We start from the raw sequence: 20,180 nt of genomic DNA, 5'->3' as shown, positions 1-20,180 counted from the left end.
CCATTCCGCGCGACGGCGAATGCGCGGAATGACAAGTGGCCTCAACCGGACTTACATGCCGATGACGATGATTGAAAAACTGGCGATGAACATGGCAATGGAGGTCAAAGCGGCGAGATCACGAATGAAGTCAGTCATTGGTCGGCTCCCTTTTCCGTTATGTTCTTACAATGTTCTATTTATGTTCATGCGTCAAGCAGCAACTGCAAATCTTCGATCTCTGATGAACGGGGATGGTAAACACTTTCCAACCTACCTGATTGGTAAGGATATCCGGCATCTGGACGCGGGCCGGTTGGCCGATTAGTCTGCACATCAAGTATACATCGAGGGATGATTTGATGAAGATATCACTGACCGTCATGGCGGCGTTGCTCGGCCTGTCTGCGACTCTGGCGCAGGCGGCAGACGCCGTCGATCCGGATCGCATCGTCTTTGCGGCGACAGGCGATTGGGACAAGGACGGCAGTTCAGATCTTGCTATGCTGGTGGCACCTGCCGAGGGCAGCGACGAGGACAACGCTGTCTATATCTATCTCAATGACGGCGACACCGACCGGCTGAAACTGAAAACAGTGGTGCCGAACAAGGTTTGGGGAGATCTGACCATGGCCGGGCGGGCACCATCGATCACCGCCCTTGAGAACGGCTCGATCCTGATCACCACCCGCAATGATTCCGTCGGCCGCGATCGCTGGGAGCAGAAGCTGACGGTCGCCTATCGCAACTTCGACTTCGTCGTCGCAGGCTATACCTATACGTCCTACGACACGCTCGACCCCGACAATACGACGGAATGCGATTTCAATGTGCTGACCGGCAAAGGCAAGAGCAGCGGCAGGCCCGTTGCCGCCAAAGGCGAAATCGTGCTGCTCAAGGACTGGTCCGACGAGCGCGGACAAACGGTCTGCAATAAGGGATAGACGCAAGGCAGCCCCGCCCGCAACCGAAGCGACGGCTGTTACTGACCGCCGCTGCTAAAGCTCGATGACCTTGCCGTCCTCGATGGTGACGCGGCGGTCCATGCGCGAGGCCAGTTCGTAATTGTGGGTGGCGATCATTGCCGCAAGGCCCGACTGGCGAACCAACGCTTCCAATGCTTCGAAAACGTAGCCTGCGGTTTCCGGGTCGAGATTGCCGGTCGGCTCGTCGGCCAGAAGCACCAGCGGCGCATTGGCGACAGCCCGGGCAATGGCAACACGCTGCTGCTCGCCGCCGGACAGCTCCGATGGGCGATGTTCGGCGCGGTGGCCGATGCGCATGTAATCCAGAAGCGCGGCCGCACGTTCGCGGGCCTCGGCCTTGTTGAGACCGGCGATCAACTGCGGCATCATGATGTTTTCGATTGCGGTGAATTCCGGCAACAGATGATGGGCCTGATAGACAAACCCGATCTCGTTGCGGCGGATCGCCGTGCGCTGCTCGTCGCTGAGCCCACCGCAGGATTGCCCCTTGATCAGCACCTCACCGGCATCCGGCCGCTCAAGCAGACCCGCCAGATGCAACAGTGTCGACTTGCCGGTGCCCGAGGGTGCGACAAGCGCCACGGTCTGGCCACCGAACAGCGAAAAATCCGCGCCCTTCAGGATCGACAGGGTTTCGTCGCCCTGGCTGTAATGACGTTCGACGCCGGAAAGCTGCAATGCCACGCGCGCATTCATCGTGTCTGAAATCCCCAATTATTCGTAGCGCAGAGCCTGAACCGGATCGAGGCGCGACGCGCGCCAGGCCGGAAAGATCGTGGCAAGAAAGGACAGGCCGACGGCCATGGCGACAACCGATGCGGTTTCGCCAAAGTTCATATCGGCCGGAAGCTGGCTTAAGAAATAGAGTTCGGGATTGAACAATGTCGTTCCCGAAATCCAGGAAAAGAACTGCCGGATCGACTCGATGTTGAGGCAGACGAGAACGCCCAGAAGCACGCCCGCAATGGTGCCGACAATACCGATCGCCGCCCCTGTCATGAAGAAGATCCGCATGACAGAACCGGACGAGGCGCCCATGGTGCGCAGGATGGCGATGTCGCGGCCCTTGTCCTTCACCAGCATGATCAGGCCGGAGACGATGTTGAGCGCCGCCACCAGAATGATCAGCGTCAGGATCATGAACATGACGTTGCGCTCGACCTGAAGGGCGGAGAAGAAGGTCTTGTTGCGATCGCGCCAGTCGCTGATCAGCACCTGGCGTCCGGCCGCATCCTCGATCGGCTGGCGCAGGTCATCGACCAGATCTGGATCCGTGACGAACAGCTCGATCGACTGCGCGATACCCTCGGCGTTGAAATAGAGCTGGGCTTCTTCCAACGGCATGAAAATGATCGAGGCGTCGTATTCCGACATGCCGATCTCGAAGATCGCCGAGACGGTATAGGACTTGACCCGCGGGTTGACGCCCATCGGGGTAATGTCCCCTTCCGGCGCCACCAGCGTGATCGTACCACCGGCGGTGATACCCAATTGTTGAGCCATGCGTGAGCCGATCGCAACACCCGTTCCGGCCGCGTAACCGACGAGATCGCCGGACTGGATATGATCGGAAATCGACTTCATCTTGGCGAGATCGTCAGCACGGACGCCGCGGACCAGCGCGCCCGTTCCGGCGCCACCGGGACCGGAAGCCAGCGTCTGGCCTTCGATCATCGGGATCGCCATGGTGACGCCCTTGACGCCGGAAAACTTTGTCGCAAGGTCGGCGTAGTTGTCGAGCGGGCCATCCAGCGGCTGGACGATCATGTGACCGTTGATGCCCAGGATGCGCGAAATCAGCTCGGTGCGGAAACCGTTCATCACGGCCATGACGATGATCAGCGTCGCCACACCCAGCATGATACCGATGAAGGAAAACCCGGCGATCACCGAAATGAACGCTTCCTTGCGGCGCGAGCGCAGATAGCGCCAGGCCACCATGCGCTCGAATGTGGAAAACGGACGGCTCGACGGCGCCTTGGCGGTCGCGGCCTTTTCCTGTTCTAGCGTCGCAGCGCTCATTCCCTGGTCCCTTATTTCGAGGCGGTCAGCTTGTTGATGGCTGCCTCGATCGTCAATGTTTCGCGGGCGCCGGTCTTGCGATCCTTGAGTTCAACCTCGCCATTGGCAACCGAACGTGGCCCGGCAATGATCTGCACAGGCACCCCGATCAGGTCAGCAGTGGCAAACTTGGTGCCGGCGCGGTCGTCCTTGTCGTCGTACAGCATATCGAATCCTGCGTTGCCCAGCGCAGCATAGAGGGTTTCGCACGCCGCGTCGCATGCTTCGTCGCCGGACTTCATGTTGATCACAACCGCATCAAACGGCGCGATGGAGGCCGGCCAGATGATGCCGTTCTCGTCATGCGATGCCTCGATGATGGCGGGAACCAGACGGGTCGGGCCGATGCCATAGGAACCCATATGCACCGTGTGTTCCTTGCCGTCAGGGCCTTGAACCTTGGCGCCCATGGCTTCGGAATATTTGGTGCCGAAATAGAAGATGTGGCCAACTTCGATGCCGCGCGCCGAAACTTTGGAGGCATCATCGATGGCGTTGAAGGCGGCTTCGTCGTGCATTTCGGAGGTGGCGGCGTAGAGCGATGTCCACTTGTCGAAGATCGCCTTCATCGCGGCGGCATCCCAGAAATCCGTGTCGTCGGATGGAATGTCGAAGTCGAGGAAGTGCTTGTGGCAGAAGACTTCCGATTCACCGGTATCGGCAAGGATGATGAACTCGTGGCTGAGATCGCCGCCGATCGGGCCGGTATCGGCGCGCATCGGAATGGCGCGCAGGCCAAGACGCGCGAAGGTGCGCAGATAGGCTGCGAACATGCGATTGTAGCTGTCCACCGCGCCTTCGCGATTGAGATCGAAGGAATAGGCATCCTTCATCAGGAATTCGCGCGAACGCATGGTGCCGAAACGCGGACGGCGTTCGTCACGAAACTTGAGCTGGATATGATAGAGATTGAGCGGCAGGTCCTTGTACGACTTGACGTAAGAACGGAACACGTCGGTGATCATCTCCTCGTTGGTCGGCCCATACAGCATGTCGCGCTTGTTGCGATCCTTGATCCGCAGCATTTCATCGCCATAGGCATCATAGCGGCCGCTTTCCTGCCAGAGCTCGGCCGATTGCAGCGTCGGCATCAACAGTTCGACGGCGCCGGCGCGGTCCTGTTCTTCCCGGATGATCTTGGTCACCTTGTCGAGAACCCGCTTGCCGAGCGGCAGCCATGTATAGATACCGGCCGACTGCTGACGAACCATGCCGGCACGCAGCATCAGCCGGTGCGAAACAATTTCCGCTTCCTTCGGGGTTTCCTTCAGAATGGGCATGAAAAAGCGGGACAGGCGCATGAACGGGTTCCAGAAGTTAAAAGCACTTCGCACTATCGTTGGATTCGGGCGAAATAACGTTGAGCCTGCAGGCCATGCACGCGACGAGCGCGCAAACCGGACACTGCCGTTTGACTGTTTGCCACGACGACCGGCCAGCTGATTCCAGAAGGCGATGCACCGCGCTTACGCGTTCATAGACGCTTCGCGGCAGGAAGAAAACCCGTCATCTTTTTTGGCGCAACGGGTGACGGCGCACTGAATTTCAAGGTGGGGAAAAACAAAAATACCTGCGTCAAAAAGGCACGGTAGTAACAGGATTTTGACAGAAGTTGTCAACGGAAAAATTTAACCAGAGTGTAGCAAAAATGCAAAAAAAACGGATGACAACGCATAATGTTTGGGCTAGTTTTGGCCCACAAAAGAGGCAGGGAGATTAAATTCTTGTCGATTTCGCGGTCAAGTCTTGGGAGGATAAGATCTTAGGCGCGTTTACACGCAGCCACCGGTAACGGATAAGGATCACGCGATACTTTAAAGAACAAGGCTTTTAGCCTTGTTTTTTTTTGACTTTTTATACTGAGAGCAATGGGATGAGAAATGTTCGTCGCCTGAATCGCGGCGATTGTGTGGCGGCCGCATTCGCTTACAGGCTCAGTAAAGGGTAAGCCGCCGCTATCGCAGCCGCAGCAACACCGATCATCCCCTCAATAGAACTTAGGCGCAAACTGCGGGATCGAGTCTAGGCCGTAGCCCATACGGACCGAAAGCACGTACCATATCGCGTGGATAATGGCAGCAAGCACCGAGGTCATTAGAAACACCCGAAGCGCGCGGAAACGCGCAGGTGCACTTTCAACGCTGCCCGGTACGACCTCGTTGTTTTCGGCCTGCGTCCGCAAGCCGATCGGCAAGACGATGAACAGCGACAACCACCAGATGATGAAATAGATCGCGAAGGTGGAAAAGATCGGCATTGTGGTCTCTCATTACGAAGGGAGATCGATGTCTCGCCTTTTGACATGGCGCGCGTGAACGGTGTTATACCGCGTTCGTATCTGCCCGACAAATACTGCGGCCGATAAATACCGGCGCGCGGTCTTCTGTCACACCTGCTCGAGTTCGATCAGCGTGCCGAAGAAATCCTTCGGGTGGAGAAACAGCACAGGCTTGCCATGCGCGCCGATCTTCGGATTGCCGTCACCAAGCACCCTGCCCCCGGCAGCAACCAGGCTGTCGCGCGCAGCCAGGATGTTCTCGACCTCGTAGCAGATATGGTGCATGCCGCCGGCCGGGTTTTTCGCAAGGAAAGCCCCGATCGGCGAACCTTCGCCAAGCGGTTCCAGAAGCTCGACCTTGGTATTATCAAGCGTGACGAACACGACGGTGACGCCATGTTCCGGCAACGCTTCCGGCGCGGTGACCGACGCGCCGAGCATCGACCGGTATCGCTCCACCGCTGCGGCAAGATCCGGAACGGCAAGAGCGATATGGTTGACACGTCCAAGCATCGGTCTGATCCCGGCTATCAGAGCTTGTTGATGAACACGGTAACGACAGGCTTCTTGCCCCAGACGTCGTTGGCCGTACCGCGAATGGCCCGGCGTACTGCTTCCGTGACCATGGCGATATCCTTGCGCTTGCCGCGCGGGATGCTTTCGACAGCGCCCAGAACCGCGTCATAGAGCGTATCATTCATGTCTTCGCCTTCATCATCGAACTCGGGCAGGCCGATCGGAACGACGATCGGGTCGGCCGCGAAATCGTAACGGGCGTCCAGAATAACATTGACCGCAACATGACCGGCAAAGGACAGCTTGCGGCGATCGCCGATGCCCATCTCCTCGAAATCGCCGATCAGGCTGCCGTCCTTGTAGATGCGGCCGTGCGGCGCTTCGCCGATGACGGTCGCCGGTCCCGGCGCCAGACGGAGAATATCACCATTTCGGACACGCGGAACGGTCTTGATGCCGGACTGCAGGCCAAGTTCGGCCTGTGCAGTCAAGTGGGCTGCTTCGCCATGCACCGGCACCAGCATCTGCGGGCGCGTCCACTCATACATCTGCTGCAGCTCGTTGCGGCGGGGATGGCCGGAAACGTGGACCAGCGCTTCGTTATCGGTGATGATATGGATGCCCTGTTCGACCAGGCCATTCTTGATGTCGTTGATCGCCTTCTCGTTACCGGGAATGGCGCGCGAGGAAAACACCACGGTATCGCCGGCCGTCAGCGCAACGTTGCGCATTTCGTCACGCGAGATCTTGGCGAGTGCAGCGCGGGATTCACCCTGGCTGCCGGTCAGGATCACCACGACCTTGTCGCGCGGGATATAGCCGAATTCGTCTTCGGCGATGAACGGGTTCAGACCTTCCATCAAGCCGACATCGCGGGCAACGTCGCAGACGCGCTTCATCGAGCTGCCGAGAAGCAGCACTTCGCGGCCGGCAGCAGCCGACGCCTTGGCAATCGAGCGGATGCGGCCGACATTGGACGAAAAGGTGGTGATCGCCACGCGGCCCTTGGCATTCTCGATGATCTTGGTGAGGCTGGTCGACACTTCTTCTTCCGAAGGAGAGACACCATCGCGCATGGCATTGGTGCTGTCGCACATCAGCGCCAGAACGCCCTCGTCGCCGACAGCGCGGAACCGCGCCTCGTCGGTGAACGGGCCGAGCGACGGTGCGTGGTCGATCTTCCAGTCGCCGGTGTGGACGACATTGCCGAGCGGCGTGCGGATGACCAGCGACATCGGCTCGGGGATCGAGTGATTGACGCCGACGGCTTCGATCTCGAACGGACCGACATTGATGCGGTCGCCTTCCTTGAAGATGGTGATCGGCACCTGCGCACGGCTGCGCTCATAGGAGCGCTTGGCTTCGAGCATGCCGGCAGTGAACGGCGAGGCATAGACCGGCACGTTGAGGCCCGGCCAAAGATCGGCCAGCGCGCCGTAATGGTCTTCATGAGCATGGGTGATAATGATGCCCTTGAGATTCTTGCGCTCTTCGGCAAGGAACCGGATATCGGGAAGCACCAGATCGACGCCGGGCAGATCAAGACCCGGGAAGGTCACGCCGCAATCGACCATGATCCACTGGCGGTGGGCGGGCGAACCATAGCCGTAAAGGGCCAGGTTCATGCCGATTTCCCCCACTCCGCCTAGCGGCAGGAAGACGAGTTCGTCTTGTTTGCTCATTGATTGATTGCGCCTTATGTCACCCGAAATGGGGTCTATCCAAAAAATACATCGCCTGCGGCGATGCGTTGAACCGCGCCTGCTCCAAGATCGAGCATCAGCCGGCCGTCTTCATCTATGCCTTCAAACCGGCCGGAAAGCGAGCGATCCGGCAGGTTGACTGTAATCTTCTGGCCTATACCGCCTGCTGCGGACCGCCATTGTGCAATAATCTCTGCGATGCCGTCGCCGCGGTTCCAAATGTTCAACGCATCGCTCATGGAGCGGAACAGATGGGCAAAAAGCTCGTCCGGCGAAACGGCGGCACCTTCCGCGTGCAGGCTGGTGACGGGATAGAGCCCATGATCCGGCGCCAGCGCAACATTGATGCCGCAGCCGATGACCAGTGCATGATGCCCGTCCGGTATTGCCTCGCCTTCCAGCAGGATACCGCAGCACTTTTTACCCGCAATCAGAATATCGTTCGGCCATTTGATCGAGACCGCATTGGACCCTGCCGGCATCACGGCCTGGATTGCCCGATGCACCGCAACAGCGACTGCCAGCGGCAGCGATTGCAATTTCTCCATCGGTGCCGGATCGATCAGAAGCAGCGAGGCATAGAGATTGCCCGGTTCCGATGCCCAGCTGCGGCCACGCCGGCCACGGCCGGAGACTTGCCGCGCTGCGGTGATCCAGTGAAGTCCCGAATCACCCGCACGCGCCCGGATCAGGCATTCTGTATTCGTCGATCCGACATCGCCAAGCGCTGTATGCCGGAAATCATCGAGCGAAACTCTGCCGATCCGGCCCTGTTCTGTCAAAAGAACGTCCGCGCTGCAACTTCGGCCGCGGTGCCGATCGGTCCACCGATCAGAACATAGGCAAGAACGAACAGACCGGAGAGGCCGTAGACCAGACGCAGCACGCCGGAAGGCCGTGCAAACTCGTCCTTGGCGTCATCGAACCACATCAGCTTGATGACGCGCAGATAGTAGTAGGCACCAACGACGGAGGCGAGAACACCGATGATCGCCAGAGCATAGAGATGCGCTTCGATTGCCGCCATGAACACGAAGTACTTGGCAAAGAAGCCGGCGAGCGGCGGAATGCCAGCGAGCGAAAACATCATCACGGTCAGGACCGTCGCCATGAACGGGTTGGTCTGCGACAGGCCAGCAAGATCATCGACGCTTTCGACGTGATTGCCGTCCTTGCGCTTCATCGCCATGATGCAGGCAAAGGTGCCGAGCGTCATCACCACATAGACCAGCATATAGATCAGCACGCCGCGCACACCGGCCATCGAGCCGCTGGACAGGCCGACGAGCGCATAGCCCATGTGACCGATCGACGAATAGGCCATCAGTCGCTTGATGTTCTTCTGGCCGATGGCGGCAAACGAGCCGAGCAGCATCGAGGCAATCGAGATGAAGACGACGATCTGCTGCCAATCCGTGACGATCGGCTCGAACGGCGAGATGACCAGACGGATCAGCATGGCCATCGCGGCAACCTTCGGAGCCGCCGCAAAGAAGGCGGTGACCGGTGTCGGTGCGCCTTCATAAACGTCCGGCGTCCACATGTGGAACGGAACGGCGGAAATCTTGAAGGCGACGCCAGCAAGAATGAAGACCAGACCGAAGACCAGGCCGAGCGAACGGCCTTCTGCCGACAGTGCTGCGGCGATACCGTCAAAACCGGTATGGCCGGTGAAGCCATAGACCAGCGACATGCCATAGAGCAGCATGCCGGACGACAGCGCGCCGAGCACGAAATACTTGAGGCCCGCTTCCGTCGAACGCAGATTGTCGCGGTTCATCGCGGCAACGACATAGAGCGCCAGCGACTGCAGTTCGAGCGCCAGATAGACCGAAATCAGATCGTTGGCCGAAATCATCAACAGCATGCCGAGCGTGGCCAGCACGATCAGAACGGGGAATTCGAACCGGTCGATGCCGCTCGAACGCGCCTCGCCCGCCGACATGATCAGCGCCACGATGGACCCGAACAGAGTCAGCACCTTCATGAACTTGGCAAACGGATCAGACAGGAAGGCGCCGTTGTAGGCCTGACCGTCGCCGGTCTGCCAGACCAGCCAGACACCGGATACGGCGAGCAGGCCGACGGCGAGAGCGGTGACCAGACCGGACGATTTCTCGCCGGAAAAGACACCGATCATCAACAACACCATGGCGCCGACCGCAAGGATCAGCTCCGGGGTCGACAGGTGCAGGCTCAGCAGGAATGTTTCAGTCGTCATTTCAATCCCGTCCTGTCGTCATTTCGCCGAAAGCGCAACGTCATGCGCTGCCTGCACGGCCGCAGTGTAGTTGTTGATAAGCATGTCGACCGAAGCTGCCGTCGCATCGAAGACCGGAGCCGGATAGACGCCGAAGAAGATGGTCAGCACGATCAGCGGATAGAGCAGCGCTTTTTCACGGCCGGAGAGATCCAGCAGCGATTTCAGGCTGTCCTTGTCGAGTGTCCCGAAGATCACCCGGCGATAGAGCCACAGAGCATAACACGCCGACAGAATAACGCCGGTGGTGGCGAAGAACGCAACCCAGGTGTTGGCCCGGAAAGCACCAAGCAGCACGGTGATTTCACCGACGAAGCCGGAGGTGCCCGGCAGGCCGACGTTCGCCATGGTAAAGATCATGAAGGCGACCGCATATTTCGGCATGTTGTTGACGAGACCGCCATAGGCGCTGATCTCGCGGGTGTGGGTGCGGTCGTAGACCACGCCGACACAGAGGAAGAGCGCGCCGGATACCAGACCGTGCGACAGCATCTGGAAGATCGCGCCCTGCACGCCTTGAGCATTGGCAGCAAAGATACCGATGGTCACATAGCCCATGTGGGCAACCGACGAATAGGCAATCAGCTTCTTGATGTCGGACTGCATCATCGCAACCAGCGATGTGTAGATGATCGCGACGACCGACAGCGTGAAGACGAAGGGCGCGAAATATTCAGACGCAAGCGGGAACATCGGCAGCGAGAAGCGCAGGAAGCCGTAGCCGCCGAGCTTCAGGAGAACGCCAGCCAGGATGACCGAACCCGCCGTGGGCGCCTGAACGTGCGCGTCGGGAAGCCAGGTATGGACCGGCCACATCGGCATCTTCACCGCAAACGAGGCGAAGAAGGCCAACCATAGCCAAGTCTGCATCTGCGCCGGGAACTGATAGGCGAGCAGTTCTGCAATGTCGGTCGTGCCGGCCTGCCAGTACATCGCCATGATGGCGAGCAGCATCAGCACCGAGCCGAGCAGCGTGTAGAGGAAGAACTTGTAGGCAGCGTAGACGCGCTCCTTGCCGCCCCAGACGCCGATGATGATGAACATCGGGATCAGGCCAGCTTCGAAGAACACGTAGAACAGCACGATATCGAGCGACACGAAGACGCCGATCATGAACACTTCCAACAGAAGGAAGGCAATCATGTACTGCTTCAGGCGCTTTTCGACCGAGAGCCAGCTGGCGACGACGCAGAACGGCATCAGGAAAGCCGACAGCACCACGAACAGCATGGAAATGCCGTCGATGCCAAGATGGTAGGAGATGCCAGTGCCGAGCCAAGCGTGCTTCTCGACCATCTGGAAGCCGGGGTTCGAATTATCGAAGCTCCACCAGATCCAGCAGGATAGCAGGAAGGTCACGACCGTCGTCAACAGCGAGATGTTCAGGATATTGCGGCGGCCGGAGGCGCTGTCTTCACGCGTCAGAAGCAGAAGAGCAACGCCGACCAGCGGCAGGAAGGTGACCGCGGAGAGAATGGGCCAATCGGTCATCAGAAGGAGCTCCCGAGCATCATCCAGGTAACAAGCGCCGCGATGCCGATGAGCATCACGAAGGCGTAGTGATAGAGGTAACCGGTCTGCAGGCGAACGACCCGGTCAGTCACGTCCATGACGCGGGCGGCAATGCCGTTCGGGCCATAGCCGTCGATGATCCGGCCGTCGCCTTCCTTCCACAGGAAGGTGCCGATGCGCTTGGCAGGACGAACAAACAGGAAGTCGTAGAGTTCGTCGAAATACCACTTGTTGAGCAGGAACTGGTAAAGACCGCGATGCTGCTCGGCCAAGTACTTCGGCGTCTCCGGCGAGCGGATATACATGTACCATGCCGTGACGAAACCGAGGAGCATGGCAATGAACGGGCTCAGAGCAACCCAAGCCGGAACGTGATGGAATTCTTCCAGCAGCTTGTTTTCTGCTCCGGTAAACAGCGCGCCCTGCCAGAATTCGGCATATTCATAGCCGTAGAAGTATCCCTCACCGAGGAAACCGGCAACCACAGCGCCGAAAGCCAGGATGTAAAGCGGAACCAGCATGACCTGCGGCGATTCGTGCACGTGATGCATGACCTCGTGCGAAGCGCGCGGCTTGCCGAAGAACGTCAGGAACATCAGGCGCCACGAGTAGAAGCTCGTGAACAACGCTGCAATGACCAGAAGCGTGAAGGCGAAACCGCCAACCGAGGAATGCGACGCATACGCCGCCTCGATGATCACGTCCTTGGAGAAGAAGCCGGCGAAACCAAACGAGGTAAACGGAATGCCAACGCCAGTGATCGCCAAGGTGCCGATCAGCATCATGGTGAAGGTCACCTTGATGTGCGGACGCAGGCCGCCCATGTGGCGCATGTCCTGTTCGCCATCAACGGCATGGATGACCGAGCCGGCGCAAAGGAACAGCAATGCCTTGAAGAACGCGTGCGTGAACAGGTGGAAGATGGCAGCGCCATAGGCCCCTGTACCGAGCGCCACGAACATGTAGCCGAGCTGCGAGCAGGTCGAATAGGCGATGACGCGCTTGATGTCGTTCTGGACGAGGCCGACGGTCGCCGCAAAGAATGCGGTGATCGCGCCAATGACGGTAACGACCATCAGAGCCGTCTGCGACAGCTCGAACAGTGGCGACATGCGGGCAACGAGGAAGACGCCGGCCGTGACCATGGTCGCAGCGTGGATCAGAGCCGAGACAGGTGTCGGGCCTTCCATGGCGTCCGGAAGCCAGGTGTGCAGCAGGAACTGCGCCGACTTGCCCATTGCGCCCATGAACAGCAGCAGGCAGACGCCGGTAATGGCATCGGCCTTGTCGAGCTGCATGCCAAACAGCTTGATGACGACTTGGCTGGCGTCGGCAGCGCCTTCGGCCGGCAGATAGCTGGCAGCGGCGGCAAAGATAGTCTCAAAACTGATCGAACCGAACAGGTAGAAGACGCCGAAAATGCCGAGCGCAAAACCGAAGTCACCGACGCGGTTGACGATGAAAGCCTTCATCGCGGCAGCCGATGCCGACGGCTTCTTGTACCAGAAGCCGATCAACAGATAGGACGCGAGGCCCACCCCCTCCCAGCCGAAGAACATCTGCAGCAGGTTGTCGGACGTCACCAGCATCAGCATGGCAAAGGTAAACAGCGACAGATAGGCAAAGAAGCGCGGCCGATGCGGATCGTGATGCATGTAGCCGATCGAATAAAGGTGAACAAGGCAGGATACCGTGTTGACGACGACGAACATGACGGCCGTCAGCGTATCAACGCGGAAAGCCCACTCGGCATCGAAGCTGCCGGACTGGATCCAACGCATCACGGTAATCTTGATCAGCTCCGTCTCGCCGAGCGCGACGTGGAAGAACACGACCCAGGACAGGACAGCGACAATAATCATGAAGCCGGTAGTGACGTATTCCGAAGCCTTGGCGCCGATCGAGGTGCCGAACAGGCCCGCGACCAGGAAGCCGATCAGCGGCAGGAAGACGATGGCTTGAATAATCGTATTCATTGGCCGCTCAGCCCTTCATCATGTTGACGTCTTCCACGGCGATGGAGCCGCGGTTACGGTAGAAGACGACGAGAATTGCAAGACCGATAGCAGCTTCCGCAGCCGCCACAGTCAGAATGAACAGGGCGAACACCTGGCCGGTGATGTCGTTCAGGAAGTGCGAGAACGCGACCATGTTGATGTTGACCGCCAGCAGAATGAGTTCCACCGACATCAGAATGATGATGACGTTCTTCCGGTTGAGGAAGATGCCGAAGACGCCCAGTATGAACAGGATGGCGCTGACGGTCAGATAGTGGGAAATACCGATTTCCATAATGTGTTCCTTGACCTCGCGTCCGTCTTAAAGGCCCTGCCCCGACTTCACCTTGACCACTTCAACAGCGGTCTTGGGCGAACGGGCAACCTGTGTGGGAATATCCTGGCGCTTGATGTTGTCGCGATGGCGCAGCGTCAGAACGATGGCGCCGATCATGGCGACCAGAAGAACCAGGCCGGCAATCTGGAAGAAGTAGACGTAGTGCGTGTAGAGCACGTCGCCGAGTGCGGCCGTGTTGGTTCGATCGGTGATTGCCGGGATCGGCATCGAGATCGACTTGGCAATTTCCGGCGAGAAAGAGCTGCCGCCGACCACGATGATCAGCTCGGCTGCCAGAATCAGGCCGATCAGCGCGCCGACCGGCGCATATTCAAGCACGCCCGACCTCAGCTGCGTGAAGTCGATGTCGAGCATCATCACCACGAAGAGGAAGAGAACCGCGACCGCGCCGATATAAACGACCAGCAGGATCATCGCCAAAAACTCGGCGCCCGTCAGAAGAAACAGGCCGGCGGCGTTGAAGAACGTCAGGATCAGGAACAGCACGGAATAAACAGGGTTCCGCGCAGAAATCACCATGAACGCCGACGCAACCGCGACGAATGAAAAAAGATAGAAAAAAAGAGCCTGCAGACCCATGATCGGTGCCTTTTTCGTCTTCCCCGGGTAGGCATGGCAGCGAGGCCATCCTTCCCACTGGCGCACCGGTTCATGCCGGCCACGCCCAAGATCAGTGTAACGCCCGCCTCAAACGGCAGGCGCAGTCCCCATGCAAAGTCTCAGCGGTACGGCGAGTCTATTGCGATGTTGCGGGCAATTTCGCGCTCCCAACGGTCGCCGTTCGAAAGCAGCCGGTCCTTGTCGTAGTAGAGCTCTTCGCGCGTCTCGGTGGCGAACTCGAAGTTCGGGCCCTCGACGATCGCGTCTACCGGACAGGCTTCCTGGCAGAAACCGCAATAGATGCACTTCACCATGTCGATGTCGTAACGGACCGTGCGGCGGGTACCATCGTTGCGCCGCGGGCCAGCTTCGATGGTGATCGCCTGGGCAGGACAGATCGCTTCGCAAAGCTTGCAGGCGATGCAACGCTCTTCGCCGTTCGGATAACGGCGCAGGGCATGTTCGCCACGGAAGCGCGGGCTGATCGGCCCCTTTTCAAACGGATAGTTCAGCGTTGCCTTCGGCGCGAAGAAATAGCGCATCGACAGGAAAAACGCGTTGACGAATTCCTTGAGGAACAGCGAACTGACGGCTTGCGACAGACCTGCCATCATCAACCTCCAAACATGCCGGCCTGGGAGGCGCCGGCTGATATTGCGAAACGGGGGGTAAACATCAGGCCCACACCACCAGTTTCAGCGTGACTGCAACAATGAAGACCATGGCGAGCGACAGCGGAAGAAAGACCTTCCAGCCGAGACGCATCAACTGGTCGTAGCGATAGCGCGGCACGAAGGCTTTCACCATGGCGAACATGAAGAACACCATCGAAGACTTCAGGATGAACCAGATGATGCCCGGAACCCAGTTGAGGAACCACACATCGACCGGAGGCAGCCAGCCGCCGAGGAAAAGAATCGTCGTCAGCGCGCACATCAGGCAGATGGCGGCGTATTCGCCGAGCATGAACATCATGTACGGGGTCGAGCCGTATTCGACCATGAAGCCGGCGACCAGTTCCGATTCCGCTTCAACGAGATCGAAGGGCGGACGGTTGGTTTCAGCCAGCGCCGAGATGAAGAAGATGATGAACATCGGGAACAGCGGCAGCCAGTACCAGTCAAGGAACGAACCAGGCAGGCCCATCATCGTACCGAGGCCATCGCGCTGCGAATTGACGATATCGGTCAGGTTCAGCGAACCGGCGCAGAGCAGCACGGTAACGATGACGAAGCCGATCGAGACTTCATAGGAGACCATCTGAGCTGCGGAGCGCAGCGCCGAAAGAAATGGATATTTGGAGTTCGATGCCCAGCCGCCGATGATGACGCCGTAAACCTCAAGCGAGGAGATGGCGAAGACATAGAGGATGCCGACATTGATATTGGCCATCACCCAGTTGGCGTTGAGCGGGATAACCGCCCAGGCTGCGAGCGCCAACGTCACGGAAACCAGCGGTGCGAGCAAGAAAAGGATCTTGTTCGAACCGGCCGGAATGACCGGCTCCTTGAAGACGAACTTCAAAAGATCGGCGAAGGACTGGAAAAGTCCCCACGGGCCTACCACATTCGGTCCACGGCGCATCTGCACCGCTGCCCAGATCTTGCGGTCGGCCAGCAGAACGTAGGCGATGAAGACCAAAAGCGCGACCAGAAGCAGCAGCGACTGGCCGATCATGATGGCCGTTGGCCAGACATAGGTCGAAATGAAAGCGTCCATTTTCGTCTTATTCCTTCGCGCTCATTCCGCCGCAGCTTTGAAGTTGTTGCGTGCCAAAGCCGAACATTCGGCCATGACGGCGGATGCGCGTGCTATCGGGTTCGTCAAATAGAAGTCTTTGACCGGAGACGCAAACACCGATTTGCCCATCTCACCGGCTTTTTGTGCAAGTGCGGCAATTTCACCGCTTGCGCCCGCCTCGATCATGTCGATCGCGGCGAAATGCGGGTGTGCCGTGTAGAGTTTCCCGCGCAATTCACTAAGCGAATCAAACGGCAGCTTCTTGCCAAGCACATCGGACAGCGCGCGAATGATCGCCCAATCCTCGCGGGCGTCGCCCGGTGCGAAGCCGGCGCGGTTGCCCATCTGAACGCGGCCTTCGGTATTGACCCAAAGGCCGGACTTTTCGGTATAGGTCGCGCCCGGCAGAATGACATCGGCGCCGTGTGCACCTTCGTCGCCATGCGAGCCGATATAGACGGTGAAGCCGGCGGTCTTGCCGGAGAAATCCATTTCGTCGGCGCCGAGCAGGAACAACACGTCTGTTCCTGTCAACATTTCAGCGGCAGACTTGCCCCCCTCACCCGGCACCAAGCCGAGATCGAGACCACCGACACGCGAAGCGGCCGTGTGGAGAACAGCAAAACCATTCCAGTCGGCAGTGACGGCACCAACGGCACCTGCGAGCTTGGCGGCTGCAGCCAGAACCGAAGCGCCATTACCGCCGGAGATTGCGCCCTGACCGATGATGATCATCGGACGCTCTGCCTTCTTCAGCACGCTGAGGAACTTGCCCTTGCCAGCGACGAGTTCGGCCAGCGAATCCGTGCCTGCGCCGAGATACTCATAAGAGTAGCGCAGTTCCGCTTGCTCGCCGATCACGCCGATCGGGAAATTCGCCATCCGGAACCGCTTGCGGATACGGGCGTTGAGAACCGATGCTTCAAAGCGCGGGTTCGATCCAATGATCAACAGCGCGTCTGCGTTTTCGATGCCCTGGATCGTCGGGTTGAACAGATAGCTTGCGCGGCCGAACGACGGATCGAGGGCTGCGCCATCCTGGCGGCAATCGATGTTGGTCGAGCCGAGCGAGGAGATCAGCGCCTTCAGCGCGAACATTTCTTCAACGGACGCCAGATCGCCGGCGATTGCGCCGATCTTGTCGCCGCTGGTCTTGGCCACTGCGCCCTCGATGGCGGCGAAGGCTTCGTTCCAGCTGGCAGGCTGCAGACGGCCGTCCTTCTTCACGTAGGGGCGGTCGAGACGCTGGGTCTTCAGGCCATCCCAGATGAAGCGGGTCTTGTCGGAGATCCATTCTTCATTGATCTCTTCATTGACACGCGGCATGACGCGCATGACTTCGCGGCCACGCGTATCGACGCGGATTGCCGAGCCGACGGCATCCATGACGTCGATCGATTCGGTCTTGCCGAGTTCCCACGGACGGGCGTTGAACGCGTATGGCTTGGAGGTCAGAGCACCAACCGGGCAGAGATCAACGACATTGCCCTGAAGCTCAGACGTCATCGCTTGTTCGAGATAGGTGGTGATCTCGGCATCTTCGCCACGGCCGATCAGGCCGAGTTCGGCAATGCCCGCGACTTCGGTGGTGAAACGGACGCAGCGCGTGCAGTGAATGCAGCGGTTCATCACGGTCTTGACCAGCGGGCCGATATATTTGTCTTCGACGGCGCGCTTGTTCTCGTTGTAACGGGTCGAATCGACACCGAAGGCCATTGCCTGATCCTGCAGATCGCATTCGCCGCCCTGGTCGCAGATCGGGCAATCGAGCGGATGATTGATCAACAGGAATTCCATCACGCCTTCGCGGGCCTTCTTGACCATTGGCGTGGTCGTGAAGACTTCCGGTGTTTCGCCGTTCGGGCCGGGACGCAGGTCGCGCACGCCCATGGCGCAGGAGGCTGCCGGTTTCGGCGGCCCTCCCTTCACCTCGATCAGACACATGCGGCAGTTTCCGGCGACTGACAGCCGCTCATGGAAACAGAAGCGCGGAACTTCGGCGCCGGCTTCTTCGCACGCCTGAAGCAGCGTGAAATGATCCGGGACCTCGATCTCTTTTCCGTCGACTTTCAGCTTTGCCATCTTAGTCTCAATCCTGTCTTTCGTTCACCAGCGTCAGCAGCGAACAGATATTATTAGGCACGCCAATCTTTGAGCCAAAACCACCGGTCCCGCCCGAAATTCAATCTCAGCCCGTCATCAGGGCCTTTGCCTGCGCGACCCAGCCGTCCCGCGTAATACGACCGGCAAAACCCAGCTGGTCGTCAAAACGCTGCACGTCCTTATCGCTCCACAAAGCGACATCGGCATAACGCCGCACGCCCATTCCATTCAAAACCTGCTCCAGCTTCGGTCCGATGCCGGAAATCCGCTTCAGATCATCCACCTGCGTTTCGACAACGCGGGCGGCCTTCTGCCGCTTCGGCTTTTCAGCCTTGGCCGGAACAACCGCAACCGGCTCGACAGCCGCCAGCTTGGCCTTTACCGGCCGAGCCTTGCTTGGGGCCTTACCGGGCGCCTTCGCCTTCACTACCGGCGCAGCGTTTGCCGCTGCAGCCGGTGTTTCCAAAGGTTCAGCCGCCTTAACCATCACATGCTTTTCATCCGCCACAACGCCGGTCTTCTGCGCCGTTTCGGCCAGTCCCTGCATCGCGCCGAGCATAAAACCGGCGATCTGGCTGGTCATTCCAAAACCGATCGCCGTGACCGCTGCCATTGCTGCCGCCGGGTGCTGCATCAGCGGATGCAGCGGCACCTTCGGCATGTCCTTCAACCATTCGGCCATGCCGAACGGATCGTTGCCGGCCGGGGACTCGGTCGAGGGGTTGGCAGGTCCTGCCTGCGTCCCCTTCCCCGTTTCGTTTCCCGGCTTGGCCATATTGGTTACTCCGCCGCAGCCAGCACCGCGCCATGCGACGATGAATTGCGGGTGTATTCGTCGATGCGCGCTTCCATCTCGGGACGGAAATTGCGGATCAGACCCTGGATCGGCCATGCAGCCGCGTCGCCGAGCGCGCAGATGGTGTGACCTTCGACCTGCTTGGTAACGTCGAACAGCATGTCGATTTCACGCTTCTGGGCGCGGCCCTGAACCATGCGTTCCATCACGCGCATCATCCAGCCGGTGCCTTCACGGCACGGCGTGCACTGGCCGCAGCTCTCGTGCTTGTAGAAGGCAGCGAGGCGCCAGATGGCCTTGATGATGTCTGTGGAGCGATCCATGACGATGATGGCAGCGGTGCCAAACGACGACTTGACGTCACGCATGCCGTCGAAATCCATCGGCGCATCGATGATGTCTTCAGCCTTGACCACCGGACAGGACGAGCCACCCGGGATGACGGCCAGAAGATTGTCCCAGCCACCACGGATACCGCCGCAATGGCGCTCGATCATTTCGCGGAACGGTGTGCCCATCGCATCTTCAAATGTGCAAGGCTTGTTGACGTGGCCGGACACCATGAACAGCTTGGTGCCGACATTGTTCGGACGGCCGATAGCCGAGAACCAGGAAGCGCCACGGCGCAGGATGGTCGGAGCAACGGCGATCGATTCGACGTTGTTGACCGTCGTCGGGCAGCCATAGAGACCCATGTTGGCCGGGAATGGCGGCTTGAGGCGCGGCTGGCCCTTCTTGCCTTCGAGGCTTTCCAGAAGTGCTGTTTCTTCGCCGCAGATGTAGGCGCCGGCGCCGTGATGGACGTAGATGTCCATGTCCCAGCCGAGCTTGTTGTTGATGCCCAGAAGACCGGCGTCATAGCACTCGTCGATCGCCGCCTGCAGCGCTTCGCGCTCGCGGATATATTCGCCGCGCACATAGATATAGGCAACATGCGCGCCCATGGCGAAGCTCGCGATCACGCAGCCTTCGATCAGCGTATGCGGATCGTGACGCATGATGTCGCGGTCCTTGCAGGTACCGGGCTCGGATTCGTCGGCGTTGACGACGAGATAATGCGGGCGGCCGTCGCTTTCCTTCGGCATGAAGGACCACTTGAGACCGGTCGGGAAGCCAGCGCCACCACGGCCACGAAGGCCCGAAGCCTTCATCTCGTTGATGATCCAGTCACGGCCCTTTTCCAGGATCTGCTTGGTGCCATCCCAGTGGCCACGGCCCATCGCGCCCTTAAGCGACTTGTCATGGATGCCGTAGATATTGGTAAAAATTCGATCTTTATCGTCGAGCATGG

At 59.2% G+C, this 20,180-nt stretch carries 19 protein-coding genes; 2 read left to right on the top strand and 17 right to left on the bottom strand.

The window, feature by feature from the left end:
* The first annotated feature begins 61 nt into the window (after positions 1–61).
* Both ACQY8Q_RS20835 and ACQY8Q_RS20830 read left to right on the top strand, forming a co-directional pair.
* Positions 62–307, top strand: a complete 246-nt coding sequence (locus ACQY8Q_RS20835; protein ID WP_428428303.1) for a hypothetical protein — start codon at positions 62–64, stop codon at positions 305–307.
* A 34-nt stretch (positions 308–341) separates the two neighbouring features.
* The gene (locus ACQY8Q_RS20830) at positions 342–923 is read left to right on the top strand and encodes a hypothetical protein (RefSeq protein ID WP_428428302.1); all 582 of its coding nucleotides are present in this window, start codon (positions 342–344) and stop codon (positions 921–923) included.
* A gap of 54 nt (positions 924–977) precedes the next feature.
* Here the strand turns inward: ACQY8Q_RS20830 and ACQY8Q_RS20825 are convergent, their stop codons facing one another.
* The 17 genes from ACQY8Q_RS20825 to nuoF form a co-directional block, all read right to left on the bottom strand.
* Positions 978–1,661: an ABC transporter ATP-binding protein gene (locus ACQY8Q_RS20825; RefSeq protein ID WP_428428301.1), complete on the bottom strand. Its 684-nt coding sequence runs from the start codon at positions 1,659–1,661 to the stop codon at positions 978–980.
* Between the two features lie 18 nt (positions 1,662–1,679).
* Positions 1,680–2,987: a lipoprotein-releasing ABC transporter permease subunit gene (locus ACQY8Q_RS20820; RefSeq protein ID WP_428428300.1), complete on the bottom strand. Its 1,308-nt coding sequence runs from the start codon at positions 2,985–2,987 to the stop codon at positions 1,680–1,682.
* An 11-nt stretch (positions 2,988–2,998) separates the two neighbouring features.
* A complete protein-coding gene (gene proS, locus ACQY8Q_RS20815) occupies positions 2,999–4,327 on the bottom strand; it encodes a proline--tRNA ligase (RefSeq protein WP_428428299.1) in 1,329 nt (442 codons plus the stop codon).
* A gap of 686 nt (positions 4,328–5,013) precedes the next feature.
* Positions 5,014–5,283 (bottom strand): DUF1467 family protein, encoded by a 270-nt coding sequence (locus tag ACQY8Q_RS20810; RefSeq protein WP_428428298.1) that lies wholly within the window; start codon positions 5,281–5,283, stop codon positions 5,014–5,016.
* 129 nt (positions 5,284–5,412) lie between these two features.
* The gene (mce, locus tag ACQY8Q_RS20805) at positions 5,413–5,817 is read right to left on the bottom strand and encodes a methylmalonyl-CoA epimerase (RefSeq protein ID WP_428428297.1); all 405 of its coding nucleotides are present in this window, start codon (positions 5,815–5,817) and stop codon (positions 5,413–5,415) included.
* Between the two features lie 17 nt (positions 5,818–5,834).
* The gene (locus tag ACQY8Q_RS20800) at positions 5,835–7,502 is read right to left on the bottom strand and encodes a ribonuclease J (protein WP_428428296.1); all 1,668 of its coding nucleotides are present in this window, start codon (positions 7,500–7,502) and stop codon (positions 5,835–5,837) included.
* Positions 7,503–7,537: 35 nt separating this feature from the next.
* On the bottom strand, positions 7,538–8,305 hold the full coding sequence (locus ACQY8Q_RS20795) for a biotin--[acetyl-CoA-carboxylase] ligase (RefSeq protein WP_428428295.1): 768 nt from the start codon (positions 8,303–8,305) through the stop codon (positions 7,538–7,540).
* Complete coding sequence (gene nuoN, locus ACQY8Q_RS20790; RefSeq protein WP_428428294.1) at positions 8,302–9,744, bottom strand: NADH-quinone oxidoreductase subunit NuoN; 1,443 nt, start codon at positions 9,742–9,744, stop codon at positions 8,302–8,304. Before nuoN ends, ACQY8Q_RS20795 begins: the two co-directional genes overlap by 4 nt.
* Before the next feature lie 18 nt (positions 9,745–9,762).
* On the bottom strand, positions 9,763–11,274 hold the full coding sequence (locus ACQY8Q_RS20785; protein ID WP_428428293.1) for an NADH-quinone oxidoreductase subunit M: 1,512 nt from the start codon (positions 11,272–11,274) through the stop codon (positions 9,763–9,765).
* Positions 11,274–13,271, bottom strand: coding sequence for an NADH-quinone oxidoreductase subunit L (gene nuoL / locus ACQY8Q_RS20780; protein ID WP_428428292.1), 1,998 nt, complete (start codon positions 13,269–13,271; stop codon positions 11,274–11,276). Before nuoL ends, ACQY8Q_RS20785 begins: the two co-directional genes overlap by 1 nt.
* 7 nt (positions 13,272–13,278) lie before the next feature.
* The gene (gene nuoK, locus ACQY8Q_RS20775) at positions 13,279–13,587 is read right to left on the bottom strand and encodes an NADH-quinone oxidoreductase subunit NuoK (RefSeq protein WP_318417772.1); all 309 of its coding nucleotides are present in this window, start codon (positions 13,585–13,587) and stop codon (positions 13,279–13,281) included.
* A 27-nt stretch (positions 13,588–13,614) separates the two neighbouring features.
* On the bottom strand, positions 13,615–14,229 hold the full coding sequence (locus tag ACQY8Q_RS20770; protein WP_428428291.1) for an NADH-quinone oxidoreductase subunit J: 615 nt from the start codon (positions 14,227–14,229) through the stop codon (positions 13,615–13,617).
* 140 nt (positions 14,230–14,369) lie between these two features.
* Positions 14,370–14,861 (bottom strand): NADH-quinone oxidoreductase subunit NuoI, encoded by a 492-nt coding sequence (gene nuoI, locus ACQY8Q_RS20765; protein ID WP_428428290.1) that lies wholly within the window; start codon positions 14,859–14,861, stop codon positions 14,370–14,372.
* Between the two features lie 64 nt (positions 14,862–14,925).
* On the bottom strand, positions 14,926–15,969 hold the full coding sequence (gene nuoH, locus ACQY8Q_RS20760) for an NADH-quinone oxidoreductase subunit NuoH (protein ID WP_428428289.1): 1,044 nt from the start codon (positions 15,967–15,969) through the stop codon (positions 14,926–14,928).
* A 21-nt stretch (positions 15,970–15,990) separates the two neighbouring features.
* Positions 15,991–18,072, bottom strand: a complete 2,082-nt coding sequence (gene nuoG / locus ACQY8Q_RS20755) for an NADH-quinone oxidoreductase subunit NuoG (protein WP_428428288.1) — start codon at positions 18,070–18,072, stop codon at positions 15,991–15,993.
* Between the two features lie 106 nt (positions 18,073–18,178).
* Complete coding sequence (locus tag ACQY8Q_RS20750) at positions 18,179–18,868, bottom strand: hypothetical protein (protein WP_428428287.1); 690 nt, start codon at positions 18,866–18,868, stop codon at positions 18,179–18,181.
* A 5-nt stretch (positions 18,869–18,873) separates the two neighbouring features.
* Complete coding sequence (gene nuoF / locus ACQY8Q_RS20745) at positions 18,874–20,178, bottom strand: NADH-quinone oxidoreductase subunit NuoF (RefSeq protein WP_060641218.1); 1,305 nt, start codon at positions 20,176–20,178, stop codon at positions 18,874–18,876.
* Positions 20,179–20,180 lie beyond the last annotated feature (2 nt).

Source organism: Pararhizobium sp. (assembly GCF_965279435.1).
Classification (GTDB): domain Bacteria; phylum Pseudomonadota; class Alphaproteobacteria; order Rhizobiales; family Rhizobiaceae; genus Pararhizobium.
This window is presented reverse-complemented; position numbering and strand designations above follow the sequence as displayed.